The organism is Actinoplanes sichuanensis (assembly GCF_033097365.1).
Taxonomy (GTDB): Bacteria; Actinomycetota; Actinomycetes; order Mycobacteriales; family Micromonosporaceae; genus Actinoplanes; species Actinoplanes sichuanensis.
In genome coordinates, this window is record NZ_AP028461.1 from 10,342,704 (window position 1) to 10,368,051 (window position 25,348).

Here is a 25,348-nt window from a genome sequence, read left to right on the forward strand (position 1 = left end):
TGAGTCGTGTTTTTGCAGTTTGTGTGCAGATATTACGCGGTAGGCACGCCGCTCTGTGGCGGTGTCACGGCCTGCCCCTGGTATGCCGTGACCGGACCGTCTCCGTCGTCGGTGGTGTACGGGGTGCCGAAGTACACGGCCTTGCCGTTCTCGACCTTGGTGAGCTGCTCGCCGGCGTACCCCGAGTGATCCTGTGCGGAGAAGCGCAGCGGCACCAGGCCCGGACCCTGGAAGCCGTTCTTCTGCACGGCCTCGGTGATCTTCTCGCGGGTCAGGTCCTTGCCGGCCGACTGGAGCGCCTGCACGAACAGGTAGCCCACCGACATGCCGTAGACGATGTTGTTGTCGAATTCGGCATTGCCGTTGTGCTCCGCGTTGACCTTCTTGAACAGCTGGATCCACGGGTTGGCCTCGTCGGTGTTCAGCGGCAGGTAGTTGGCTGCCACGAGGCCCTCCATCAGGGGCGCGGCGGCACCCAGCGTCTTCCCGACGGTGGTCGGGTCGGCGCCGACGTTACTGACCACGAACTGCGGTTTGAACGCAATCTTCGCAGCGGTACCGATCGACAGGGCAGTGAAACCGGGCACAGTCGCCAGCACGACCACCTCGCAGCCGGCCGCCTTGAGCGCGCCCATCTGCGGCCCGACGTTCGGGTTGCTGGTCACGTAGCTCTCCTTGGCCGCGACCGGGCCGAGGATCTTCTGCACGCCCTCCAGGCTGTCCCGCCCGAAGTCGTCGTCCTGCCCGAGGAAGCAGGTCTTCTTTCCGGCCAGGTTCTCCTTGATGTAGGTGCCCAGGATCTTCCCCTCGACCGTGTAGTCCGGGTTGAAGCCGAACGTGCCCGGGTACTTGTCGGCCTGGTTCCAGCTCCGGCTGCCGCTGGCCACGAAGAGGTCGGGCACCCGGTTGGTCTTGAGGAAGTCGAGCACGCCGGTGTGCGTGGGCGTGCCGAGGCCGTTGAGGATCGCGAAGACCTTGTCCTGCAACACCAGCTCACGCACCACGGTCTGGGTGTTCGCCGGGTTGTAGCCGTCATCCTTGATCTTGTAGGTGATCTTGCGGCCGTGCACGCCACCGTTCGCGTTGACGTAGTCGAAGTACGCCTTCGTCGCCGGCGCGATCTTCGAGTAGCCGCCCGCGGCCGGGCCGGTCAGTGGCATGTGCGTGCCGACCACGATCTCCGTGTCGGTCACCCCGGGCACGTTCGTGCTGCCGCTGGGAGTGCTGCCGCCGCCGTCGTTCGTGCAGCCGGCCGTGGCCGCGGCCAGCAGCACGACGGACAGAGCCGCCGTCGTTATCCGTTTCATCGGTTCCTCCTGATCAGGCGTGAAATTCGGGATGGGATCGAAGCGAGGCCGCCCGGGGCGGCGAGCATGACGACGACGAGCACGACACCGAAGACGATCAGCGCGAGGTTGCCCTCCAACCGCTGCGAACCGGCCTGCTCGCCGAGGGACTGGGACAACGTGGGCAGCACGACCAGGAGCAGCGCGCCCCACAATGCGCCGAACAGGCTCCCCAGCCCGCCGATCACGATCGCCATGACCAGGAACAGGGAGAGCGTCAACGGGAACGCGCCAGGCGACACGCTCTGCGCGAGGTAGGCGAAGAGAGCGCCGGACACCCCGGCGCAGGCGGCGCTCACCACGAAAGCCAGCACCTGGGTACGTGCGATGTTGATCCCGGCCAGCTTGGCGGCGGTCTCGTCGTCCCGGACCGCACGCAGGTCACGCCCGAACCGGCCGCGCACCAGCAGCGCCAGCAGCAGCACCACGACCAGCGCCGCGCTCCAGCACAGCCAGGCCTGCCACTGCTCCATCGGATACTGCTCGGGTGGCGGGTTCAGGTACACCGACAGGCCCTGATCGCTGTTGAACGTCTCGTCGAACGTGCTGGTCACCGACGGGACCACGATCGCCACGGCGAGCGTCAGCCCGGCCAGATAGGGACCGCGCAACCGGGCCGCGGCCAGGCCGATGATCGCGCCCAACAGGGTCGTGACCAGCACCGCGGCCGCGAAGCTGACCGGTAGGTTCTCCCATTTGTTCTGAGTCAGTGCCAGCGTGTAGGCGCCGGTGGCCATCAGTGCGCCGTGGCCCAGAGACAACTGACCGTTGAGTCCGGTCAGGACGGTCAGCCCGGCGGTCACACAGAAGTAGGCGCCCACCGTGGCCAGCTGATAGTTCCGGAACGGCGGCAGCACGTAGGTCAGCACGACCACCAGGACCGCGGCGGCCGCGATCACGATCACCGGATGCACGCGCCGGCGACGCTTCGCTTCGGGTAGTGCTTTCGCCCCGGTCTCCGGCCGGGCCTCGATCGCGGTCATGCCACCCTCGCTTTCGAGCTGGAGAACAGCCCGCCCGGCCGGCCCAGCAGGACCACGACGAGCAGGGCGAGAACCGCCATCGGGGCGACCGTGACGTCGATGTATCCACTGACGTACGACAGCAGGACGCCGACGATCAGCCCACCCACGACCGCGCCGATCGGGCTGTCCAGGCCACCGACCACGGCCGCCGCGAACGCCGATACGAAGACCACGTCCATCGCCGTCGGATGCACACCCAGCTCGGTGGGGACGACCAGGATCGCGGCGAGTGAGCCCACCGCCGCCGCCAGCGCCCAGCCGAGCGTCAACATGCCGCCCACCGAAACCCCGAGCAGCCGGGACACGTCCGGAGCGAAGGCCGCCGCCCGCATTCGCAACCCGATGGCGGTACGGGTGAACAGCAGCGTGAGAGCGACGACCACGGTGCCCACCGCCGCGAAGACGAACAGGTCGTACCGGGACAGCATCGCCACCCCACCGACCTCGAACGCGTCCCGGCTGAACGGCGTCGCGAACGGCAGGAACTCGTTGCCGTAGACGATGCCGAGCACGCCCTGGATGATCAGGACCAGCCCGAGCGCGACCACCACCCCGTTGAGCGGAGACGAGTGGTCGACGAACCGCATCACCACCCGCTCGACGGTGACGCCCAGCGCCAGCCCGGCCAGCAGCGCCGCCGCGAACCCCAGCCAGTACGAACCGGTGGCGTTCGTGACCGAGTACGCGACGTACACGGTGGACACCGCCATCGCGCCCTGTGCGAAGTTGACGATCCGGGCGGCCCGCCAGATGAGCACCAGGGCCAGCGCGAAAGCGGCATAGACCAGCCCGCGACTGAGCCCGTCGAAGGTGAGGTAGATGAACTCGCTCATGTTCAGAACCCCAGGTAGGCGTGACGGAGGTCGGCGTCGTCACGGAGCACCGACGCCTTGTTGCGCACCACCACCCGGCCCAGCGAGAGCACCACGCCCTCGTCGGCGATGGAGAGGGCGCTGCGTACGTTCTGCTCGACCAGCAGAACCGCGAGCCCGGTACGTTCCCGCAGGTCACGCAGCAGGGTCATGATGTGCCGGGTCACCTTCGGCGCGAGGCCCAGGGACGGCTCGTCGAGCAGTAGCAACCGCGGCCGGCCGATCAGCGCCCGGCCGAGCGCGAGCATCTGCCGCTCGCCGCCGGACAACTGGTGCCCGGCGAAGGTCCGGCGTTGCGCCAGGGGCGGGAACAGGTCGTAGACCTCGTCGAGAGCGACTTTCGCGTCGGCCCGGTCGCGCCGCCACAGACCGCCGAGCCGCAGGTTCTCGTCGACGGTGAGCTCGGTGACCACGCCACGGCCCTCGGGGACGTGCGCGATGCCCCGCCGCACCAGATGCTCCACTTTGGTGCCGGCCAGATCGTCGCCGTCCAGCATGACCCGGCCGCGTGTGCTGCGGACCAGACCGGACAGAGTGCGCAGCAAAGTCGTCTTGCCGGCACCGTTCGCCCCGAGCACGGCGACGATCTCTCCCGGTTGGACGGTGAGGTCGACGTCATGCAGTACGGGCGCCGCGTCGTACCCGGCGGTCAGGCCTTCGACCTGCAGCAATGCGCCGCTCATCGGCCTTCTCCGGCCGACTCCGGGGTATGCGTGATCATCGGCGCTCCTTCCTTCGGGGCCGCTCATAGACGTGTTTCGGGTATGCCGAAGAGAGCCGGGACACGACCGGCTTTCCGGATATGCGAAGTCAGAGGCCGGTCAGGCCCCCGTGACACAGATGAAGCTGAGGAAGATCAGGCCGCCGCGCCGAGGTAGGCCTCGGTGACCTTGGGGTTCGCGCTGATCTCGGCTGGGGAGCCGATTGCGATCGGTTTTCCGAAGTCGAGGACCAGAATCTCGTCGCAGACCGACATCACCAGGTCCATGTGGTGCTCGACCAACAGCACGGTGGTGCCGGTCTCCTTGATCAAAGCGCCGAGCCAGGCGATCTCGTCGGCGTCCAGGCCGCCGGCCGGCTCGTCGAGCATCAGAATGCGCGGCTTCGCCACCAGGGCGCGAGCCAGCTCGATGCGTTTACGGATCGCGTATGGCAGTGCACCCGGATAGGCGCCCGCATAACGTGCGACACCGCACCGGTCCAGTGCGGCCAGCGCCTCGGACTCCGCGTGCCGGTGACGGGCGCCGACCATCACGTTGTCCAGCACGGTCATGCCGGCGAACTGGCCGACCCCCTGAAGGGTCCGGGCGATGCCCAGACGGTTCAGGTGGTGTGGGCGGGGCCGCCACGGGCTCCCGTCCAGAGTGAGCGACCCGGAGGTCGGCTGCACGAAACCACAGATGACGTTGAAAAGGGTGGTCTTGCCCGCGCCGTTGGGCCCGATGACGCCGACGATCCGTCCCGGCGCCACGCGCAGGGACACATTGTCGAGGGCGGTCAGGCCGCCGAAGCGGACCGTGATGTCGTGGAGCGCAAGCTCCTTGAGCTGGGAATCTGTTGACATGACCGCCTCGCCGGACCGGTGGAAGTCCTGTAAGGGAGATGGAGCATCAACTATTTACACTTGGAGTGTAACTTTCTCGGCGGACTCGTCAACCACTTGCAATGTCCGCGTTACCGACGAGCTCTGATCAGGCCACTCCGGCCGGCCGGAACTGCACGCTGATCCGCGGTCCGACCGCTTTCGCCGTCTTCGGCACCGCGTGCTCCCAGGTGCGCTGACAGGACCCGCCCATCACGATCAGATCGCCGTGCCCGAGCGGGAACCGCAGCGTCTCGTGGCCACCGGCCCGTGGTCGAAGAAGCAGGTTGCGGGGCGACCCGAACGAGACGATGGCGACCATGGTGTCCTCGGTGGCCGACCGGCCGATGGTGTCACCGTGCCAGGCCACGCTGTCGCGGCCGTCGCGGTAGAGACACATGCCCGCGGTCACGAACTCCTCGCCCAACTCCTCGGCGTAGTGCCGGTTGAGCTCGCCCCGCGCCGCCACCAGGGCGGGATGTGGCAGTTGCTCCCGCGGGCCGAACCACCGCAGGAGCCGGGGGACGTCGACGACGTCGTCATACATCTTGCGCCGCTCGGCCCGCCAGTCGATGCCGAGCAGGGTTTCGAAGACGGCGTCCGAGCCGTGCAGCCAGCCGGGCAGCACGTCGACCCACGCGCCGGCGGTGAGTCGATGCCGGGTGAGGCGGCCGGTCAAGGACGTGACCGCCTCAGCCGGCCCGGACATCAGGTCGAACATCGATGGCTGGTAAGCGCTGGTCATGGCGCCACTTTAGTACGGGCGTTCGATCCCGGCCGGTTTCGGCTCCGTGTCTGTGGACAACGGCGGACCGGATACGGCTTCTGTGGACAACGGATCGGGGTCGCCCGGAATCGTGGCAGGCTTCGGGCGCAACACCGCGGCGGCCAGCACCGCCGCCGCGATCCCGCCCACCACACCGATGAGAGAGGTGACCGCGATGGCGTCGACGAACGCCGCCCGGGCCACATCGGCCAGCCCGGCGTCACCGGTCGCGGCCGCGACGCCGAGGGCGTCACCGAGCGAGTCCCGTGCCGGACCGGTGGTGCCGGACGGCATGGCCGCGCGGTAGGCGGTGGTCAGCACGCTGCCCAGCACCGCGACACTCAGCGCGGTCCCGACCTGCTGCACCGTGTCGTTGACCGCTGACCCGACGCCGGCCCGCTCCGGTGGTAGTGCTCCGAGCAGCGTTCCCACCGCGGCCGGCGACGCCACTCCACTGCCCATTCCGATGATCACCAGGGCGGCCGCGAGTTTCAGGTAGCCGTCCGCGGGATCCAGCGACGCCAGCACCGCGAATCCACCCGCCACCAGCAGGAGCCCGGCCGCCAGCGCCACCCGCGCGCCGAACCGCTTGTCCACCACCACGCCGATGCCGTTGAAGGCCATCGTCGTCACGATCATCGGAATGAAGGCGGCCCCGGCCCGGATCGGCTCGTAACCGAGAACGAACTGGAGGTACTGCGTGATCGCCAGCATCACCCCGCCGGCCGAGAAGGAGAGCAGTACCAGAGACAGGCTGGCACCCCGGAAGTTGCGATCGCCGAAGAGCGACAGCGGCAGCATGGGTTCGTCGACCCGGCGCTCCCAGAGGACGAACCCGATCAGCGCGACCAGGGCGACCACGAAACCGCCCGCGGTGCGCGGTGACTCCCAGCCGTGCCCGGGTGCCGAGATCACACCCCAGACCAGGGCGGCCATGCCGATCGTGGAGAGCAGCGCGCCGACCGTGTCGGGGCGGGTGGCCGGACCCTTCGACTCCGGGATGATCGCCAGGGCGGCGATGATCCCGAGGATCGCGATCGGGATGTTGAGCAGGAAGACCGAGCCCCACCAGAAGTGCTCCAGCAGCAGGCCGCCCAGTGTCGGGCCACCGAGGGCGCCGAGCATCAGGACCGAGCTCCAGATGGCGATCGCCTTCTTGCGCTCATCCTCGGCGAAGACCGTGGTCAGGATGGCGAGCGTGCCCGGCATCAGAAACGCGGCTCCCAGGCCCATCACGCCACGGACCGCGATCAGCTGGCCGGGGGTCTGGCAGAGCGTGGCCAGCGCCGAAGCGCCACCGAAGACCACCAGGCCGATGACCAGGCCACGGCGGCGGCCGTACCGGTCGGAGAGGCTGCCGGCGGTGAGCAGCACACCGGCGAAGACCAGGATGTACGCGTCGATGATCCACTGAATGTCGGCGGTGCTCGCGCCGAGATCGCGGATCAATGACGGGATCGCGATGTTGAGGACCATGTTGTCCACGACGACCACGAGCAGGCTCAGGCAGAGAACGCCCAGGATCAGCCAGCGTCGCGGGTGACGATCGGCCATCGAAACTCCTCCCTCGTACAGTGTTCGGGTTGGCTCGAACACTGTACTACTCGACTCGAACAGTGTGCGAGGACCCTTAAGATGAACACATGCCCGACTTCACCGACTCGGTGTGGACCCGCCCCGCCCGTGCGCGTACCGGCCAGCCGACGCTTAGCCGTGAGCAGATCGTTCGAGCGGCGATCGAGCTGCTCGACACCGAGGGCACCACCGGGCTGAGCATGCGCCGGCTCGGTGCCCGGCTCGGCTCCGGCGCCACGTCGCTCTACTGGCACGTCGCCACCAAGGACGATCTGCTCGAACTGGCCGTCGACGAGGTGATGGGGGAGGTCTACGTTCCGGAGGCCGGTGACGCGCCCTGGCGGATCGGGGTTTCGGTGATGGCCGGCGGGATGCGGGCCATGCTGCTGCGGCATCCCTGGGTGATCGGGATGCTCGGGGTGCGGCCCACCATCGGGCCCAACGTGATGCGGATGAGTAATCGGAGCGTCGGGCTGTTCTCCGCGGCCGGGTTCACCGGGCCGACCCTGTCCCATGTGCATTCGCTGATCACGGCGCATGTGATCGGTTCGGCGACCACCGAGGCGGCGGTCGGCGCCGCGGTCATCAGATCTGGGCAGTCGGCGGCCGAGCTGCGCAAGAGCCTGGAGCCGTTCATGGAGAAGGCGGCGGGGGAGTATCCGGAGTACGCCAAGTGGCGGGAGGAGAGCGGCGTCATCGAGATGGAGCCGGACAAGGTCTGGGACCAGAGCTTCGCCTTCGGCCTGGAGCGCATCCTCGACGGCCTCGAACTCTGGCTGGCCGGCGCAGGCAGCTCGGCAGCCGGCGAGGGCGGCGGCGGGGCCCCGGCCGGATCTTGAAGGCCGGATCCTGAAGGCCGGACCGGCAAGGCGGTCCGGCTGAGGTAGCGAGCCGTGGGATCAGGCTGGGCGGTCAGGCGGGGGGATCAGTGGCCAAGCGGGCATGGGCGTGCATGTCGTGCCAGCCGTCGGCGTGGCGAGCCTCGCTGCGTTTGGTTCCTTCCAGCAGGTAGCCGCATCTGACGGCCACCTGGCAGGACGGGGCGTTCGCGGTGGAGTGGCTCAGTTCTAGCCGGTGTAGGCCCAGCTCGGCGAAAACCCAGGTGGTCAGTGCCTCCAGGGCTCTCGGGGCGACTCGTTTCCCCCGGGCGTTCGGGAGTGTCCAGTAGGAGATGGCTGCCGTGCCTTCGGCGAGGTCGATCTGTCGGAGGCCGATCTGCCCGGCCACCACGTCGTCGACTTCGACTGCCCAGCATGCCTCGGTCTCCATCAGCCAGCCCACCCGCCATCTGGCGATCCAGGCCATCGCCTCCTCGTCGTCCAGGCTTCGGCAGTGCCATCGCTGGATATCGGGGTCGGCGAATCCGGCTACTACGGACGGGATGTCGGCGGTCGTCCATGCTCGCAGGAGCACGCCGTCTCCGGTGATCACCGCCTGGTCCATGGACGCGAGAGAACCCGCGGGCAGCGCGGGCGTGACAAGCGAGGGCACCCGTCGACTCTAGGACAGCAGGCGACCGGACAGCAGGGGCGCGGGAGCCGCCGCCTCAGCCCGGCGGCCGCGTTTCGGCCGGGCCGGGCTGAGGCGTCGCGTCGTAGCCGACGGGACGGGGTGGTTCGGTGGGGCTGTCCACCCCGTACCGCATGGGGGTTTCAGGGTTTCGGATCCGGATGGTGGTAAGTGACCTGTTCCGGCGGGAGGGGGAACTCGATGTCCTCGCCGAACGGCGAGAGGCCGCCCTGCAGGGGTGCCGCGAGCTCGGCGATGTCCATGTGGCCGTCGGGACCGACGGGCGCGCCCTCGGGAAGGCGGGCGCTGGACAGCGACGGGTTGACAGTGGACGGGGCGCCGGAGTGTTCGAGCTGGTCCCGGCGGAGGATCTTGCGGCCCAGCCAGACCAGCGGGTCGTAACGCCGATCGACGACGCGCTCCTTCATCGGGATGATCGCGTTGTCGGTGATCTTGATGTGTTCGGGGCAGACCTCGGTGCAGCACTTGGTGATGTTGCAGAAGCCGAGACCCTGGCTGGCCTGCGCGTACTCCTTGCGGTCCTCGAGGGAGTCGAGGGGATGCATGTCCAGCTCGGCGGCGCGGATGAAATAGCGCGGGCCGGAGAAGGCCGGCTTGTTCTCGTCGTGGTCGCGGATCACGTGACAGGTGTTCTGGCAGAGGAAGCACTCGATGCACTTCCGGAACTCCTGGCTGCGCTCCACGTCGACCTGCTGCATCCGGTACTCGCCGGGGGCGACACCGGCCGGCGGGGCGAACGCGGGCGTCTCCCGTGCCTTCTGGTAGTTGAAGGACACGTCGGTGACCAGGTCACGGATCACCGGGAAGGTCCGGATCGGGGTGATCGTGATGGTCTCGTTCTCCTCGAACGTGGACATCCGGGTCATGCACCCGAGCCGGGGCTTGCCGTTGATCTCCATCGAGCAGGAGCCGCACTTGCCGGCCTTGCAGTTCCACCGGCAGGCCAGGTCGGGCGCCTCGGTGGCCTGCAACCGGTGGATGATGTCGAGGACGACCTCGCCCTCGTTCACCTCGACGTCGAAGTCGAGCAGGTCGCCGCCGGACGCGTCGCCGCGCCAGACACGGAATCGGCGTTTCACTCTGCCTCCCTCTCGGCCAGTTCCTCTTCGGTCAGGTATTTGGCCAGCTCACTGCGCTCGAACAGGTTGAACAGCTCGTCGCGCATCCGCGGCACCGGCTTGCGTTCCAGGTGCACCTCGCCGGACTCCTCCAGCGAGCAGACCAGATTGACGCGCCGCCACTCGGGGCTCATCTTCGGGAAGTCCTCGCGGGTGTGGCCGCCGCGCGACTCCTCCCGTTCGAGCGCCGCCTTGGCCGTGCACTCCGAGACGACCAGCATGTTGCGCAGGTCGAGAGCCAGGTGCCAGCCGGGGTTGTACCGCCGGCCGCCGGTCGCGCCCACGTTCGCGACGCGGACCCGCAACTCCTGGAGCTTCTTCATCGCGTCGGACAGTTCGCCCTCGCGCCTGATGATGCCGACCAGGTCACCCATCACCGCCTGAAGATCCTGCTGCAAGGTGTACGGGTTTTCGCCCCCCGCATTCACCAGGGGCGCCAGCGCCACCTCGACGGCCGCCGCCACGTCGACCTTCGACGGCTTCGGCCGGGCCGGCAGCGCGTCCACGTAGGCCGACGCGTGCTCCCCGGCCCGTTTGCCGAAGACCAGCAGGTCGGACAGCGAGTTGCCGCCCAGCCGGTTGGACCCGTGCATGCCGCCGGACACCTCACCCGCCGCGAACAGACCCTGGACCGTGCCGAGCGCCGCACCGGTGTCCGGCTCGACCTCGACCCCACCCATCACGTAGTGGCATGTCGGGCCGACCTCCATCGGCTCCTTGGTGATGTCGACGTCGGCCAGCTCCTTGAACTGGTGGTGCATCGATGGCAGCCGCCGGATGATCTGCTCGGCCGGCATCCGGGTCGACACGTCCAGATAGACACCGCCGGCCGGACTGCCGCGACCCGCCTTGACCTCGCTGTTGATGGCCCGGGCCACCTCGTCACGGGGCAGCAGTTCGGGCGGGCGGCGGTTGTTGTCCGGGTCGGTGTACCAGCGGTCGCCCTCCTCCTCGGTCTCCGCGTACATCTTGCGGAAGACGTCGGGGACGTAGTCGAACATGAACCGCTTGCCCTCGGAGTTGCGCAGCACCCCGCCGTCACCCCGGACCGACTCGGTGACCAGGATGCCCTTCACGCTGGGCGGCCAGACCATGCCGGTCGGGTGGAACTGGAGGAACTCCATGTTGATCAGCGTCGCCCCGGCCCGCAGCGCCAGCGCGTGGCCGTCACCCGTGTACTCCCACGAGTTCGAGGTGACCTTGTAGCTGCGGCCCACCCCGCCGGTCGCCAGCACCACCGCCGGTGCCTCGAAGAGCAGGAACTCGCCCGACTCCCGGTAGTAGCCGAACGCGCCGGCCACCCGGTCCCCGTCGAGCAGCAGCTCGGTGATGGTGGTCTCCTGGAAGACCCGGATCCGCGAGTCGTAGCTCCCGGTCTCGGCGAAGTCCTGCTGCTGCAGCGACACGATCTTCTGCTGCAGCGTCCGGATCAGTTCCAGACCGGTCCGGTCGCCGACGTGCGCCAGACGCGGGTACTCGTGGCCGCCGAAGTTGCGCTGCGAGATCTTGCCGTCCTTGGTCCGGTCGAAGAGAGCGCCGTACGTCTCCAGCTCCCAGATCCGCTCCGGCGCCTCCTTGGCGTGCAGCTCCGCCATCCGGAAGTTGTTCAGGAACTTGCCGCCCCGCATGGTGTCGCGGAAGTGGACCATCCAGTTGTCGTTGCTGTTCACATTGCCCATCGCGGCTGCGGCGCCACCCTCGGCCATCACCGTGTGCGCCTTGCCGAACAGCGATTTAGAGATGATCGCGGTGCGTTTCCCGGCCAGCCGGGCCTCGATCGCCGCGCGCAGGCCGGCCCCACCGGCCCCGATCACGACGACGTCGTACAGGTGTCGTTCGATCTTCGTGCTCATCGCCCGCCCTCTCAGTTGATGATGCGCAGGTCGGTGAACCAGTCGGCGGCGAGACCCATGATGTAGAAATCGGTCAGAGCCAGGGTGCCGAGCGTGATCCAGGCCAGCTGCATGTGGCGGGTGTTGAGCTTCGACACGAAGGTCCAGAAGCGGTAGCGGACCGGGTGCTTCGAGAAGTGCTTCAGCCGGCCGCCCGCGATGTGCCGGCAGGAATGGCAGGACAGGGTGTACGCCCACAGCATGATCACGTTGACCCAGAGGATCACATTGCCCAGCCCGAGCCCGGTCGTCTGCGCATGCACGGCGTCCCAGGTGTTGATCACCGAGATGACGCCGGCCGCGTAGAACGCGTACCGGTGCGCGTTCTGGAAGATCAGCGGGAACCGGGTCTCGCCGGAGTAGGTCTTGTGCCCGTCCGGCACGGCGCACGCCGGCGGCGACAGCCAGAACGCCCGGTAGTACGCCTTCCGGTAGTAGTAGCAGGTCAACCGGAACAGCAGCAGGAACGGCAGAGTGAACGCCGCCTCCGGGAGGAGGAAGAAGCTCGGCAACGGGGTGCCGAACATCGCCGCCTCGCCGCATATGTCGGTGACGCAGGGCGAGTAGAACGGGGTCAGATAGTGGTACTCCGGGACGAAGAACCAGTCGTGCATGAACACCCGGACGGTGGCGTAGGTGACCCACGCGCCCAGGCCGATAAAGGTCACCAGCGGCGCGAGCCACCACCGGTCGGTACGCAAGGTCCGCGCCGCGATGGCCGCGCGTGCCTTGCCGCCGCCCGGCGTCGTTGCCGTCGTCGTCATTCCATCTCCCTGACAGTGCCGTGTACAGGGTCGGGACCCGACGAGGTCAGGGCACAGTGATGCCCCACGCCGCCGTCGTGTCACGACAGTGATGTGGGGCACACGTTACGCCGAAGGTCTGACTCTTTGCGGACTGGGTCACAAAAACATCATCCCGGCGGGCAAAGATCATCGCCTATGAAGTAGGTGATCTATCCCGAGGCGTTGCCTGTCACGTTCCACTCGGCCAGATGCAGGGCCGGCGCGGCATAGCGGGCACGCCCCCACGACTCGGGCAGCAGCACCGTCTCCGCGCCGATCCCGAGCACCCGGCCCGGGCCCAGCGCCCGTGGGTAGGACTGGGTGAACCGCACGTTGCTCACCGCCGACGTGACCTCGCCATCCTCCACCAACCACACCCCGTTACGGGTCAAACCGGTGATCACCAACGCTTTCGGGTCGAGCACCCGGGTATACCACAAATCGGTGATCAGGAGCCCCCGGCGCATCCCGGCGACCAGCGGCCGGGCCGAGTCGGCGATCACGCCGGTGCCACCCGCCCCCGGCGCCGAACCCGGCAGCGGGGCCGCCTCCAGGCGCAGGTGCGTGGCCTTCGGACCCCACGACCGCGACACGGCCGAGGCATGCCCGGTCGACGCGGTGCCGGCCAGCGCCGCCGACGTACGGTCGTGCGTCACCGCGGTGGTCACCCCGTCACGGACCAGCACCAGCGCCCGCCGCGGTGTGCCCTCGTCGTCGAACGGCAGGTCGGCGGCCGGCTCCGCGCGGCTGCCGAGCGGCTCGTCCACGATGGTCACCGACGGGTCGAACTGCTCCCGGCCCAGCTCGGCGAAGCTCTGCTGCTGGTGGTGCGCCTTGCCGTCGAAGCCGAAGACCGCGAAGTTCTCCAGCAGGTCACGGACCGCGTCCGGTTCCAGCACCACCTCGTAGTGGCCCGGTGGCAGCTCGACCGGGCCACGGGCGGCCCGCGCCTTCGCCGCGGCCCGGGCACCGAGCACCGCGCCATCCAGGTCGGCCAGCCGGGCGGCGGCCAGCCGGGCCACCCCGTCCGCCCCCTCGCAGCGGGCGATGCCGTCCATCGCGGCCTCCGCGGTACGCCCTTCGACCGCCTGGCCCGCACTGTTGGCGAACGCGGCCGACACGTACACGGTCCGGCAGTAGCCGGCCGTCTCCAAACCCCCGGCCGCCCGCACGAAGTCGCCGACCCGCTCGGCGCGCTCGGCCGGATCGGCCCGGGCCGTCGCCTCGTCGAACCCGAACGCCAGCCCGGACCGCTCACCCGACCCCGGATGGCCGGCCGACAGCCGCAGCGGCGCCGGTGGGGCCAGACCCGGCCAGGACCTGTCGACAGGTGACACCCGCACCGCCGCGAGGGTCCGCTCGACCAGCGTCCGTAGGCCGTCGGCGCTGGTCACGGTGGTCGAACCGCCCGCCGAACGCCCCTCCGCGTGCAGCCGCAACCGGACGCCCGTGGTCGCCGACGCCACATTCTGATGGATCGTCGAATTCGCGAACCGGGTCAGCGCCTCGGCGTCGTGCCGGACATTCACCTCGGCCTCGGCCGACCGGCCGCCCAGCTCCCGCACGATCTCGATGACGCGGGCCGCGAGCTCCAGCTCGGCCCCCGCGCGACCACCCTCGCTCATGCCGCCCCCTCCGCAGCGCCCCGGCGCGACCCGGGCTGGAGAGATCCACGCTGGAAGAACCCGCGTTGGAAGAACCCGCTCATCCCCGCACCCCCACCCGGACGTCGGTGAACCGGGCCGGCGCCGCCGGATGCCCGGTGTGCCCGATCTGGCCGGGCTGGCCCTTCCCGCAGTTCGGAGTGCCCCACGCGATCGTCTCGCCGGACAGCATGTCCATCGACTGCCAGAACCTCGGGCCGATCCCGGTATACGTCGGGTTACGCAGCATCCGGCCCAGCTTCCCGTTCTTGATCTCGTAGCCGATCTCGCACCCGAACTGGAAATTCAGCCGGCGGTCGTCGATCGACCAGGACCGGTTGACATCCATGAACACGCCGTCGTCGGTCGCCGCGATGATCTCCTCCAGGGTGTGCGGACCGGGCTCCAGACCGACATTGGTCATCCGCACCATCGGCAGCCGCGACCAGCCGTCCGACCGCACGCTGCCCGCGTAGTCGAGCCCGGCGATCGCCGCCGAGTCACGCCCGGCCAGCACTCCCACCCACAGGCCGTCGCGGACCGCGTGCCGTTTCGTCGCCGGGGTGCCCTCGTCGTCGAAACCGAAACTGCCCAGTGCGCCCGGGAACGTCGGATCGATCGTGATGTTCATCAGCTCGGACCCATACCGCAACGAGCCCAGCCGACTCAGATCCAGCCAGCTCGTCCCCGCGAACGCCGCCTCCCAGCCGAGGATCCGGTCCAGCTCGATGGCGTGCCCCACCGACTCGTGGATCTGCAGCGCCAGCTGCTCGCCCCCGAGCACCAGCGTGGTCTCACCGGACGGGCACAGCGGCGCGGTCAGCAGCGCCCGCGCCTCCTCCGCCATCCGTGGCGCGTTGCCCACCAGATCGATCTCGTCGACCAGCTCCCAGCCCCGGGTGCCGAACTGGCCCCGATGCGACGGCCAGGACCGGCGTTGCACCTCGCCGTCGCCGATCGCGATCGCCGTCACGCCCGCGCCACACTCACGGATGTGCTGGTCGATGCGGTGGCCCTCGCTGGAGACGAACCACTTACGGGTATCCCAGACGGCGTAGTTGGCCTCGGCCACGTCGGCGCCCGCGGCCTTCGCCGCCTCGGTCGCCCGGACCAGCAGGTCACCCTTGGCGGACAGCGGCACCCCGAGCGGATCGATCACGCAGTCGGAGGCCCAGCTCGCCACCACTGGGCGGGCCGGCACCAGATCGGCCGGAAGGCCCGGGACCGCGGCACTCGCGGCGGCGATCTGCGCGGCGCGTCTCCCGGCCGCGCGTGCGGACGGTTCGGTCAGATCCGGCACGGCGTAGAAGCCCCACCCGGAGCCGACCAGGGCTCGCACTCCCAGCCCCGCGCTCTCGTCGAAACCGAGATCCTCGACGTCGCCGTCACGGGCCGACATGGTCTCGGAACGCCGCACCATCACCCTGGCGTCGGCATAGCGGGCGCCGGCGTCGAGCGCGGCCTGCACCGCCGCCCCCGCCTCATCGAAGTGGGTCATGACCCGACCCTATGCGCCGGGTACGACAGTTTCAGCGAGGCGGCAGCAGTTCCGCCGGATCGATGGTCGCGACGACGGGCTCGGTCAGCTCCAGCAACTCGCCGGGAGCGGCCTTGGCATGCTCGGTGTACCGATCACCATCCAGGCGGAACAGGTGGAAGGTCTCACTTCGAGGATCGATCAGCAGATACCACGGGATTCCGGCGTCCGCGTAATGACGCATCTTCTGGACGGTATCCGTCGATGCGTTGGAGGGCGAGATGACCTCGCAGATCAGCTTCACCACATCGGAGTCGTTCACCCGATCGTCGAAGTTGAGCTCTGTTGTGATGAGGAAGTCGGGGATGCGGATGTGGCCGGGGCCGAGGCGGATGCCCAAGCCGGCAAACGCATGAAGTCCCGCGCTGCGGGCCACCTCGTATAAGGAGACGACTAGTCTGCTGACGATGTACTGATGGCCCACGGTCGGGGTGGGGGTCACTACCAGGCTCCCGTCGAAAAGCTCGATGCGCTCGGGCGTTTCGCCGATGGCCAGATACTCCGACTCGGTCCAATAGTGGTTTTCGAGGTGGAGAAGAGCGGTTGTCATGGCGTCTCCCGTCTTGTCAGGGGGAAATTGTTCCACGCCAACATGCTCCATGACAACCTCCCTGGTGACTACCACCCTGTCAGGAAGGTTAGCTCCTCCTCGAAGGTCACGGCACTCCGCGACGCGAAGCCGTCCAGCTCGACGCCGATCAGCAGCACGTCCGGTGACGTGCCGGCCTCGTGCAGGGAGTGGTGGGCGTACACGTCGGAGGAGTCGTTCCGGTCGCCCAGATAGCGCTCGGCCACCGGCCCCGGCAGCTCACTCCAGTCGACCACCGGCCGGTGCGCGACCGCCCGGTGGAAGTCCTCCGGCCGGCGCAGCACGGCCAGCGCGGCCAGCCATCCCCCCAGTCCGCAGCCGCGCACCGCGACCCGGGTGAGGTCGAGATCCGGATGTTTGCCGTGCAGCGCGTGCAGGGCGTCGGCCTGATCGGCGAGCACCACGTCGGCCAGCCGCCGATGGACCGCCTTCTCGAAGCTCGGGGCCACTCCGGGCGTACCCCGGGAATCGACGCTGACCACCGCGAACCCGGAGTCGGCGAACCGCTGTCGCTCCCGCCACGCCGAAGGGTCCGCCAGGACCTGCTGATGTCCGGGCCCGTCGCCCAGGGTGACCAGCACCGGAAGCCTGGTCCCGCCGACGTGCCCGGTCGGGTAGAGGACCGCGGCCGGCAGCCGCCGGTCGGTGACCCGCTCCAGGACCGGCTCGGGAAACCCGGACGGATCCGGCGCCGGCGACCGCAACGAGATCATCCGGTCGCCCTGCCAGACCCGGTGCCCGGCGACCAGCACGTCGCCGCCCACGGTGACCCGGTCCGCGCCGGTGAGCAGCGCCAGCCGGGTGACCTCGGGCCCGCCGCCGCCGAGCGAGGTACGCACCCGGAACACCTCCCGCACGGCCGGCTCGCCGAGGCTGCCCTCGACGATCAGGTCGGGCGCGCCGGGTGGTCCGCCGGGTCGCGGCAGCGTGCCGGCCACCCGACGCACATAGAGGCCGGGCGGGGTGAGCAGGCTGCCGTCGGCGAAGAGGCAGCGCGCGTCGAAGCCGTCGTGGGCGAGTTCGCCGCCGACCAGCACCCGCCCGTCCGGCAGGTGTCGGGGTGTGCCCGGGATCGGTTCCACCCAGCGGGCGTCGGCGAGCTCGGCGTGCACCTGGGTCTCGCCGGTGCGCGGGTCGATCGAGAGGACCAGGCCGTGCTGCTGCATCCGGCGCAGCACGGTGATCAGCGGACCGCCGCCGATCCAGCGGACCTGCGCCAGATAGGGGTAGGTCTCCCGGTCCCAATGCACGTCGACCCAGCCGTCGTCCAGGTCGAGAAGATGCAGGCTGACCGTCCGGGCGCTGCGCACGGCCAGGATCTGCGATCCGTCCGGCGACCACCACCAGCCTCTGGTACGCCCGAACTCGCCCGCCCACGTGCCGGGCATCCCCCAGGAGATCGTCCCGCCGTGTTCGCGCCACGCGTTGCCCGGCTCGCCGGCCAGCAGCCGGTCGGTGTCCGGCCCGATGACGTGCAGCGACGCCGCCCCGCCGGGGTCGGTGAGGTAGCCGATGGCCGAGCCGAGCGGGTCCGGCCGGGCGTCGAAGACCGGCCCGACCGACGGCACCGCGGTGACCGTCCCGTCGACGAGGTCGGCCCGGAACAGCTCACCACCGCACACCACGGCGGCGACCCGGGCGTCACGGTCGGTCGCGTAGGAGTCGACAGGTCCCGAGACGATCCGGCGTTCCGCCCCGGTGGGCAGGTCGAGCAGCCAGAGCTCGGACGAGCGGAGGAACACGACTCGGGCGCCATCGGCCCCGACGGTCACGGCGTACGGGTACTCCACACTCCCAGCATTGCCGATCGGGGGCGACTCGCGCCGGGCAAACCGCGGGCTGGTGAGCCGAACCCGTCGGTGGTCGCGCGTACAGTATCGGCCGTGACTGAAGAGTTGCCCGCCCGCCGCCTGCTGCTGGTCCACGCGCACCCCGACGACGAGGTGATCGGCACCGGCGCGACCATGGCCCACTACGTCTCGACCGGCGCCCACGTGACCCTGGTGACCTGCACCCTCGGTGAGGAGGGTGAGATCCACGTCCCGGAGCTGTCGAGACTCGCCGCCGCCGAGGCCGACCAGCTGGGCGGTTACCGCCTGGTCGAGTGGGAGCGCGCCTGTTCCGCCCTGGGCGTCACCGACCGCCGCATGCTCGGCGGCACCGGTCGGTACCGGGATTCCGGCATGATGGGCCTGCCCACCAACGAGCACCCGCGCGCGTTCTGGCAGGCCGACCTGGATGAGGCGGCCGCCCACCTGGTCGAGATCATGCGTGAGATCCGCCCGCAGGTGATGATCACCTATGACGAGAACGGGTTCTACGGCCACCCCGATCACATCCAGGCCCACCGGGTCGCGATGCGCGCCGCCGAGCTGGCCGGGGTGGACGGCCCGGAGAAGATCTACTGGACGGCCATGCCGCTGAGCGTGCTGCTGGACGGCATGGAGGCGTTCCGCGGGTCGGAGAGCAACCCGTTCGCCGAGGTGGAGAAGGTCGACGACCTGCCGTTCGGCACCCCCGACGAGGAGATCGCGGCCCGGATCGACGGCACCGACCACTACGCGAAGAAGACCGCGGCGATGCGCGCCCACGCCACCCAGATCCCGGACAACTCCTGGCTGTACGGGATCGCCGGCGATTTCGGCGGCGAGTTCATGGGCGTGGAGTACTACACGCTCGCCAAGGGTGCCCGTGGTTCCGGCTCGGGGCCGTACGGCTGGGAGTCCGACCTGTTCAGCGGGCTGGCATGACGGACGAGAAGGCGCCCGCCGAGGCTTCCGGCGCTGAGACCTCCGCCGCCGTGACCTCCGGCGCCGAGACTTCCGCCGTCGTGACCGAGGAGCCGCCGGCCGCCGGTCTGCCCGACGATGTGAAGGACATCCTCCTCCGGGTCGCCGGGCTGACCGTCGCGCTCGTCGCCACCGTGCTCACCGTCTTCGTCGAGCTGGAGTTGAGCGCGCTGCGGACCGGGGCGATCGGCGCGGTGCTCGACGGTGACTCGCCGTGGACCGGCAGCGGCGCCCCGCTGCCGGTGGCCGTCCCGTTGACGGTCGGGGTCAACCTGGGGATCGCCTGGTTCGCCGTGACGACGACCGGCCGTCGGTGGGCGGCCGGCCCGCCGTGGGCGGTGTGGACGCTGCTCATGCTGGTCGCCTCCGGTACCCGGACGGCCGAGGGCGACTACCTGGTCGGCGGGACGAATTGGGTGGCCCTGGTGGTGATCCTGGCCGGCAGTCTGACCTTCGCGGTGTACGTGTACCGGATGATCCTGGCTCCGGTGCGCAGGGGCAGCGAACTCTCAGGCAGCGTCTAGGAATCCCGGCGCACCATCGGCGAGGATGAGCGCTACGATCCCGCCACGCGAAATTCACGGTGCTCTTTCCAGGAGGACGACATGAGGCAGCAACGTTGGTTCCGGATCGCGGTGCTGGCCGTCGTCCTGTTCGCGATCAACGTGGTCGCCCGGCTGGTCATCCGGCTCTCGTCGGAGGACCAGAGCGGCCAGGGCATCGCGTCGATCGTCATGTTCGTGGCGATCGCGGTGATCCTCGCCGGCCTGACGTTCGTCAGGTCGCAGCGGCAGGCGCCGAGCGACTGGCTGCCCGAGGTCGGGTTCGGCGCGCTCGGCGGGATGGCCCTGACCGTCCTGCTCGGACCGCTGGTGAGCGGCCACGGCCCGTTCGCGAACGGGGCGGGCGACTTCTTCGCCCAGATCTGGCTCTACTCGGCCTGCGCGATCGCCGGCACGGTGATCGGCTACTGGACGGCGGTCATGCTCGGTCGGGACTACCGGTCCCGGGCGCTGAAGGCGTACACCGAGGCCCGCAAGGTTCGCCCCCGCCGGGTGGTCGGCCGCTAGTCGGCCGGCGCTTCCCTGGTCAGATAGGTGTGGTGGGTGCTGAAGCCGAGCCGCCCGTAGAGCGCGACCGCCGCCGTGTTCCGTTCCTCCACCTGGAGGTAGGCACGGTTGGCGCCGCGCTGGGCGGCCCAGTGCGCCAGCGCCCGCACCACGTGCGCGCCCAGACCCCGCCGGCGTGCGGCCGGGGCGGTCTGCACCAGCGACACGCCGAGCAGGCGGTCCGGGCCGGTGACCGCGCCCCGGGCCACCGCCAGCAGACCGCCGTCGGTGTCGCGGACGTGCGCGAAAACCCGGTCCGGCACGCCGTTCAGGATGGTCAGGGCGGCCGCCGGCAGGGTGCCCTTGTGCTCGGCGACCATCGCATACCAGTCGTCGCCCGCCGCGTCGGCCAGGTCGACCGGCGGCAGGTCGGTCCGGGCCGTGGTGGCCAGCATCGGCGCCATCGGGGCGGTCTGCACCAGGGTCAGTGGGCGGCTCGTCCAGCCCCGCTCGTCGAGGGTCGCGTTGACCGGTGCGGCGAGCGGTAGCGGGGCGTTGATCAGAGGCTGCTGGCCGCGTTCGCCGTACCACTTGACGACCGCGTCGATGGCCGCCTCCAGCGGGCGGTCCGGGTCGCCGACGGTGAGCGCCGAGTTGGCCCGGCCGGTCCAGTTGTCCGCGGCACGCAGTAGCCAGCCGCCCAGCCGGCCGCGCACCGGGGCGGGCCACGCCTCGTCAGCGGCCAGTTCCAGGGCGATCACGGCGGCGGCGTGCGGCCGTCGTGCGGCGGGCACCCGCTTGGCGCGGTGCACCTCACGCAGCGGCACCCGTAGAGTGCCTTTGTCGGTGGCCAGTGTGAGATCGGTCTCCGTGAGGTCGACTAGCTCACCGAGCGCATCCGTGAAGAGCGTGCGGTCTCCGGATACGCCTACAATTCGCCGTACCACCACCCGGTGTCCCACATCCTGCTGTCGGAGCACGCATCACCTCCCTCGGCGGGAATACTAGGCTCTGCAATTTGTCGTCGGCGGTTCCCGCGGCGTGGCTTCGAAGGGAAAGATCCGTGACCTACATCATCGCTGAGCCCTGCGTCGATGTTCTCGACAAGGCATGCATCGAGGAGTGCCCGGTCGACTGCATCTACGAGGGCAACCGGATGCTCTACATCCACCCCGATGAGTGCGTCGACTGCGGAGCCTGCGAGCCGGTCTGCCCGGTGGAGGCGATCTTCTACGAGGACGACGTGCCGGAGCAGTGGAAGGACTACACCAACGCGAACTACGAGTTCTTCGAGGATCTCGGTTCGCCCGGTGGCGCCTCCAAGGTCGGCAAGATCGAGAAGGACGCGACGTTCGTGGCCGCGCAGGCCCCCCGTGGGGACGCACACTGAGCGCTCTGTCGTCGGCCCTGCCGGACTTCCCCTGGGACCTGCTGGAGCCGGCCAAGAAGCTCGCCGCGGCACACCCGGGCGGCATCGTGGACCTGTCGATCGGTACCCCCGTCGACTCGGTCCCGCAGTCGGTCCGGCAGGCCCTCGCGGACGCGTCGGACGCGCCCGGTTATCCGCTGACCGCCGGCACGCCGCAGCTGCGTGCCGCGATCGCCGGCTGGCTCGCCCGGGAGTGCCGGGCGAGCGGTGACCTCGGGGTGCTGCCCACGATCGGTTCGAAGGAGCTGGTGGCCTGGCTGCCGACGCTGCTCGGCGTCCGGCCCGGCGACGTGGTCGTCATCCCGTCGGTCTGCTACCCGACCTACGAGGTGGGCGTCAGATTGACCGGCGCCGAGGTGATCCGGTCCGACTCGCTCACCGCGATCGGCCCCGACCCCCGGGTCAAGCTGATCTGGATCAACTCACCGTCCAATCCGACCGGCCGGGTGCTCCCCGTGGAGCATCTGCGCAAGGTCGTCGACTGGGCCCGCGAACGTGGTGTCACCGTGGTCAGCGACGAGTGCTACCTGTCGCTCGGCTGGGAGACCACCCCGGTGTCGGTGCTCGACGACCGGGTGACCGGTGGCGACTACACCGGTGTGCTGGCCGTCCACTCGCTCTCCAAGCGCTCCAACCTGGCCGGTTACCGGGCCGGCTTCCTCGGCGGTGACCCCGCCCTGGTCAACGAGCTGCTGACGGTGCGCAAACACGCCGGCATGATCGTCCCGGCACCGGTGCAGGCCGCCATGGTGGCCGCGCTGACTGACGAGACGCATGTGGAGCAGCAGCGCGAGCGTTACGCCGCCCGTCGCGAGATCCTGCGGTCGGCGCTGGTCAAGGCCGGTTTCGAGATCAGCCACTCGGAGGCCGGTCTCTACCTGTGGGCGACCCGCGGGGAGGACTGCTGGACGACCGTGGACCGGCTCGCCCAGCGGGGCATCCTGGCCGCGCCGGGCGCCTTCTACGGCCCGGCCGCGGCTCAGCATGTGCGGATCGCCATGACCGCCACCGACGAGCGGGTGGCGGCCGCGGCCGACCGCCTGAGTGAGCCGTTCTGACGCAGAGGGAGAGTCTCGCCGTGGACCCGACGATCGTGACAGTCCACGGCGAGGCACGCCGTGAGGTTCCTCCGGAGCAGGCCGTCTTCTCGGTGACGGTGTCCGCACGCGACCGTGACAAAGCGGCGGTGGTCGCCCGCCTCACCGAGCGGGCGGCCGAGGTGGGCCGGATCCTCGACGGGTGCGGTGCGGCCGTCGAGCGCCGGGAGACCGCCGGTCTGCACGTCTACGAGGAGTACCGGCGCCGTGCCGAGCGGAGCGCGACCTACTCCGGTTCGCTGACCACCACCGTCACCGTCACCGACTTCGACCCGCTCGGCGAGCTGCTGGCCCGGCTCGCCTCAGGTGACTCCATCTCGGTGTCCGGCCCCTGGTGGCAGCTCCGGCCGGGCAGCCGGGCCGGCGCCGACGTGCGTCGCGAGGCGGTCACCGACGCCCTCGACCGCGCCCACGAGTACGCCGCGGCGGTCGGTTCGGAACTCGACCGGATCGTCGAGATCTCGGACGCCGAGGCGGCCGGCGCACGCCCGATGATGATGCGGGCGGCCGGCGCGTCGGCCGAGGCCGAGGACAGCGCGGCCTTCGACCTGGATCCGCGGCAGCAGACCGTCGAGGCCCGGGTGCTGTTGCGGGTCACCATCACCGAGCCGACCGCGCTGCGCCGCTGACCCCCTTCGCCATCCTGGCCAAAACGCCTACGGGCGGCCGGGGAGTCGGTAAGACTCGGCAGCATGCGCAAGGGCCTCGGGCACCTGCTGCTGCGGGTGGCGAACGTGAATCCCCGAAGTGTCAACACACACTCGGACCGCGTTCTTTATCGATCGATAGGCGTCTTCATCCTGCTCTACTTCGTCTACGCGACGGTGGGCGGTGCCGCGTTCATCGACGCCAGTTCGGGCTACGCCCATCCCTGGTACCAGTGGGTGGTCGGGCCGCTGGTGGCGATCGGCGTGGTCGCCTACGACCGGGCGGTCGTGGGCCGGGTGACGATCAGCTACGAACGGCTGGAGTCCTCGGACCCGCGGCATCTGCTGCGCCCACCGACACTCGGCCTCTACCTGGGCCGGCTCAGCCTGGCCCTGCTCTTTGCGATCGTCATCACCGAGCCGCTGATGCTGGCCCGGTATCGCGGCGAGATCGAGGCGCACCTGGCCCGCGTGCACAGCGAACAGCTCAGCGACCTGGACTCGGGTGGTGCCGTCGCCGGCTACACGGCCCGTCTCGGTGAGCTGCGCCGGGAGAACGCCGCCGACGACACCGCGGTCCGCCGTCTCGTCGACCGGGCCGCCCAGAAACGCGAGGACGCCCGTCAGATGTACCGGCAGGCGCTCGACGACTCGGCCGGTCGTGGTGTCACCCGCAGCCCCGGCTGCCCGCGCAACGGCTACTGCTATCAGCTGGTACGCCGCTCCCGGATCCTCGACGACCAGGCGGTCCGGCTGGAACGGCAGGCCGCCGCGCTGCAGCGGGATCAGCGGACGTCCCGGGCGGCTCGGGCCGGCGAACAGTCCCGGCTGGCCGAGCAGATCAACGACGAACGGGCCGCCAACGCCGAGGCGGTACGCGGCGACTCCGGCTTCGGCGCCCGCACCGCGGCGATGTGGCATCTGATCCGCACCGACTTCTGGGGCGTCGGCGTCTTCTACCTGGGCATCGCGCTGCTGATGGTGGCCCTGGACTGCGCGGCCATCGGGCTCAAACTCGTGTCCCGCGGCAATGCCTACGAGCGGGCCGAGGCACGGGTCGCCCGGCTCCGCGAGCACGAGGCGTCACTCATGCACGAACGTGAGATCCACGACGCCCGGACGTACGGTGAGGCCACCGCCAAGGTGATCGCCGACGGCATCGAGGCGGCCTCCCACGACGGCCGCCTCGCGCGTGCCGCCACCGACCGGGCGCGGCACGTCCTGCACGACGCGGTGGTCGTCGACCCGGCCCGAATCGAGCGGCCGATCCCGCGCCACCGCATCAACGTCTGAAAAACCTCATGGGCGTACGGCTTTCGCCCGCACCGGAACCGTGTAGGTCGCCCCCTGGCACGAGGTGTCACCACCGGCCCGTACCGCCAGGGCGCCGTTGAGAATGAACGCACCCACCGTGTTGCGCGGCACCTCCCACGACACCGGGAACATCGGCTGGGTGAACTCCACCCGCGGCTCGGCACAACCGGCGTCCCGATGGACGTCGTCGGCGACCGCCGGCCCCCGGCCGGGCAGGATCTCGGTGATGTGCACCGGCACCTCGTGCTGATTGGTGACGGTCACCGTGAGGTTTCCCGGTATGCCCGGCCGGAGCGGCCGCCCCGGATCGGAGATGGCGGTCAGTGACACCTCCACCAGCGTCCCCGCCGTCCAGTCCTCCGCCGCGGCCGGATTGTTGAATCGCCAGTAGGCCCAGGCCGCACCCGCGTTGGCGAGCAGCGCCGCGATCGCCGCGGCGCTGAGGATGAGCCGGGCCCGCCTGTCGAACCGCCGCCGCTTCGCCGGATGCCGTACCTCCCAGGTCGGCTCCTCGTGGTCGGCGGCGTCGAGCTCCAGGTGCGAGGGCATCCGGGTGTCGCTCTCGGTGAATCCGGGCAGGGTGTCGCGCCGATTCACGAAGCGACCCCGAGGGTGGCCGCCGCGCGGGGATCCCTTGGTTCGGGCATGCGGCTCGTTCCTCCTTGAGGGCCGGTGGGAAAGATGCCGGGTTCGGCGCTCATATAACGTTCCCCGACGCGGATGTCCGATGTGATCGGTTTTCCGTCCGCCCTTCCAGTGCATA

The 25,348-nt window shown here is 69.7% G+C and carries 25 protein-coding genes; 8 read left to right on the top strand and 17 right to left on the bottom strand.

The features are described from left to right. Positions 1-32: 32 nt before the first annotated feature. From Q0Z83_RS47625 to Q0Z83_RS47655, 7 genes are all read right to left on the bottom strand, one after another. Positions 33-1,307 (bottom strand): ABC transporter substrate-binding protein, encoded by a 1,275-nt coding sequence (locus tag Q0Z83_RS47625; RefSeq protein WP_317790200.1) that lies wholly within the window; start codon positions 1,305-1,307, stop codon positions 33-35. Further along, positions 1,304-2,329, bottom strand: a complete 1,026-nt coding sequence (locus tag Q0Z83_RS47630) for a branched-chain amino acid ABC transporter permease (protein ID WP_317790201.1) — start codon at positions 2,327-2,329, stop codon at positions 1,304-1,306. The genes Q0Z83_RS47625 and Q0Z83_RS47630 overlap by 4 nt, the downstream gene beginning before the upstream one ends. Next, the gene (locus tag Q0Z83_RS47635; protein WP_317790202.1) at positions 2,326-3,204 is read right to left on the bottom strand and encodes a branched-chain amino acid ABC transporter permease; all 879 of its coding nucleotides are present in this window, start codon (positions 3,202-3,204) and stop codon (positions 2,326-2,328) included. The genes Q0Z83_RS47630 and Q0Z83_RS47635 overlap by 4 nt, the downstream gene beginning before the upstream one ends. A gap of 2 nt (positions 3,205-3,206) precedes the next feature. Then, positions 3,207-3,926: an ABC transporter ATP-binding protein gene (locus tag Q0Z83_RS47640; protein WP_317790203.1), complete on the bottom strand. Its 720-nt coding sequence runs from the start codon at positions 3,924-3,926 to the stop codon at positions 3,207-3,209. Between the two features lie 173 nt (positions 3,927-4,099). Beyond that, positions 4,100-4,807 (bottom strand): ABC transporter ATP-binding protein, encoded by a 708-nt coding sequence (locus tag Q0Z83_RS47645; protein WP_317790204.1) that lies wholly within the window; start codon positions 4,805-4,807, stop codon positions 4,100-4,102. 127 nt (positions 4,808-4,934) lie between these two features. Continuing rightward, positions 4,935-5,570, bottom strand: coding sequence for an alpha-ketoglutarate-dependent dioxygenase AlkB (locus Q0Z83_RS47650; RefSeq protein ID WP_317790205.1), 636 nt, complete (start codon positions 5,568-5,570; stop codon positions 4,935-4,937). 9 nt (positions 5,571-5,579) lie between these two features. Continuing rightward, entirely contained in the window at positions 5,580-7,145 is a 1,566-nt protein-coding gene (locus Q0Z83_RS47655; protein ID WP_317790206.1) for an MFS transporter, read from the bottom strand. Between the two features lie 89 nt (positions 7,146-7,234). Between Q0Z83_RS47655 and Q0Z83_RS47660 the strand changes: the two genes are divergently transcribed. Beyond that, complete coding sequence (locus Q0Z83_RS47660; RefSeq protein WP_317790207.1) at positions 7,235-8,005, top strand: TetR/AcrR family transcriptional regulator; 771 nt, start codon at positions 7,235-7,237, stop codon at positions 8,003-8,005. A 73-nt stretch (positions 8,006-8,078) separates the two neighbouring features. Here Q0Z83_RS47660 and Q0Z83_RS47665 read toward each other — a convergent pair whose 3' ends face one another. The 8 genes from Q0Z83_RS47665 to Q0Z83_RS47700 all read right to left on the bottom strand — a co-directional run bounded on the left by Q0Z83_RS47665 (position 8,079) and on the right by Q0Z83_RS47700 (position 18,050). Then, on the bottom strand, positions 8,079-8,657 hold the full coding sequence (locus Q0Z83_RS47665) for a GNAT family N-acetyltransferase (RefSeq protein WP_317790208.1): 579 nt from the start codon (positions 8,655-8,657) through the stop codon (positions 8,079-8,081). Positions 8,658-8,818: 161 nt separating this feature from the next. Then, positions 8,819-9,775 carry a succinate dehydrogenase/fumarate reductase iron-sulfur subunit gene (locus Q0Z83_RS47670; protein WP_317790209.1) on the bottom strand — a complete coding sequence of 319 codons (957 nt, stop codon included), beginning with the start codon at positions 9,773-9,775 and terminating at the stop codon, positions 8,819-8,821. Then, a complete protein-coding gene (locus Q0Z83_RS47675) occupies positions 9,772-11,667 on the bottom strand; it encodes a fumarate reductase/succinate dehydrogenase flavoprotein subunit (RefSeq protein WP_317790210.1) in 1,896 nt (631 codons plus the stop codon). The genes Q0Z83_RS47670 and Q0Z83_RS47675 overlap by 4 nt, the downstream gene beginning before the upstream one ends. An 11-nt stretch (positions 11,668-11,678) precedes the next feature. Next, the gene (locus tag Q0Z83_RS47680; protein WP_317790211.1) at positions 11,679-12,470 is read right to left on the bottom strand and encodes a hypothetical protein; all 792 of its coding nucleotides are present in this window, start codon (positions 12,468-12,470) and stop codon (positions 11,679-11,681) included. A gap of 191 nt (positions 12,471-12,661) precedes the next feature. Continuing rightward, entirely contained in the window at positions 12,662-14,116 is a 1,455-nt protein-coding gene (locus Q0Z83_RS47685) for a TldD/PmbA family protein (RefSeq protein ID WP_317790212.1), read from the bottom strand. Between the two features lie 79 nt (positions 14,117-14,195). After that, a complete protein-coding gene (locus Q0Z83_RS47690) occupies positions 14,196-15,632 on the bottom strand; it encodes a TldD/PmbA family protein (protein ID WP_317790213.1) in 1,437 nt (478 codons plus the stop codon). A 31-nt stretch (positions 15,633-15,663) separates the two neighbouring features. Beyond that, entirely contained in the window at positions 15,664-16,272 is a 609-nt protein-coding gene (locus Q0Z83_RS47695) for a Uma2 family endonuclease (protein ID WP_317790214.1), read from the bottom strand. A gap of 17 nt (positions 16,273-16,289) precedes the next feature. Continuing rightward, positions 16,290-18,050: an alpha/beta hydrolase family protein gene (locus Q0Z83_RS47700; protein ID WP_317790215.1), complete on the bottom strand. Its 1,761-nt coding sequence runs from the start codon at positions 18,048-18,050 to the stop codon at positions 16,290-16,292. Between the two features lie 93 nt (positions 18,051-18,143). Between Q0Z83_RS47700 and mshB the strand changes: the two genes are divergently transcribed. The 3 genes from mshB (at position 18,144) to Q0Z83_RS47715 (ending at position 20,119) form a co-directional block, all read left to right on the top strand. Then, a complete protein-coding gene (mshB, locus tag Q0Z83_RS47705; RefSeq protein WP_317790216.1) occupies positions 18,144-19,010 on the top strand; it encodes an N-acetyl-1-D-myo-inositol-2-amino-2-deoxy-alpha-D-glucopyranoside deacetylase in 867 nt (288 codons plus the stop codon). Further along, on the top strand, positions 19,007-19,573 hold the full coding sequence (locus tag Q0Z83_RS47710; RefSeq protein WP_317790217.1) for a hypothetical protein: 567 nt from the start codon (positions 19,007-19,009) through the stop codon (positions 19,571-19,573). The genes mshB and Q0Z83_RS47710 overlap by 4 nt, the downstream gene beginning before the upstream one ends. A gap of 81 nt (positions 19,574-19,654) precedes the next feature. Next, a complete protein-coding gene (locus tag Q0Z83_RS47715) occupies positions 19,655-20,119 on the top strand; it encodes a hypothetical protein (RefSeq protein WP_317790218.1) in 465 nt (154 codons plus the stop codon). On the opposite strand, the gene Q0Z83_RS47720 is transcribed toward Q0Z83_RS47715, so the two are convergent. After that, positions 20,116-21,078, bottom strand: coding sequence for a GNAT family N-acetyltransferase (locus Q0Z83_RS47720; RefSeq protein ID WP_317790219.1), 963 nt, complete (start codon positions 21,076-21,078; stop codon positions 20,116-20,118). The two genes, Q0Z83_RS47715 and Q0Z83_RS47720, sit on opposite strands and share 4 nt — an antisense overlap. Positions 21,079-21,161: 83 nt before the next feature. Here Q0Z83_RS47720 and fdxA point away from each other — a divergent pair, with 83 nt between their 5' ends. The 4 genes from fdxA to Q0Z83_RS47740 all read left to right on the top strand — a co-directional run bounded on the left by fdxA (position 21,162) and on the right by Q0Z83_RS47740 (position 24,564). Continuing rightward, positions 21,162-21,488 carry a ferredoxin gene (fdxA, locus tag Q0Z83_RS47725; protein WP_071804777.1) on the top strand — a complete coding sequence of 109 codons (327 nt, stop codon included), beginning with the start codon at positions 21,162-21,164 and terminating at the stop codon, positions 21,486-21,488. Continuing rightward, on the top strand, positions 21,485-22,585 hold the full coding sequence (dapC, locus tag Q0Z83_RS47730; protein WP_317797320.1) for a succinyldiaminopimelate transaminase: 1,101 nt from the start codon (positions 21,485-21,487) through the stop codon (positions 22,583-22,585). Before fdxA ends, dapC begins: the two co-directional genes overlap by 4 nt. A gap of 20 nt (positions 22,586-22,605) precedes the next feature. Continuing rightward, a complete protein-coding gene (locus tag Q0Z83_RS47735) occupies positions 22,606-23,253 on the top strand; it encodes an SIMPL domain-containing protein (RefSeq protein ID WP_317790220.1) in 648 nt (215 codons plus the stop codon). 63 nt (positions 23,254-23,316) lie between these two features. Then, positions 23,317-24,564, top strand: a complete 1,248-nt coding sequence (locus Q0Z83_RS47740; protein ID WP_317790221.1) for a DUF4407 domain-containing protein — start codon at positions 23,317-23,319, stop codon at positions 24,562-24,564. A gap of 6 nt (positions 24,565-24,570) precedes the next feature. Here Q0Z83_RS47740 and Q0Z83_RS47745 read toward each other — a convergent pair whose 3' ends face one another. Further along, positions 24,571-25,182, bottom strand: a complete 612-nt coding sequence (locus Q0Z83_RS47745; RefSeq protein WP_317790222.1) for a hypothetical protein — start codon at positions 25,180-25,182, stop codon at positions 24,571-24,573. Positions 25,183-25,348 lie beyond the last annotated feature (166 nt).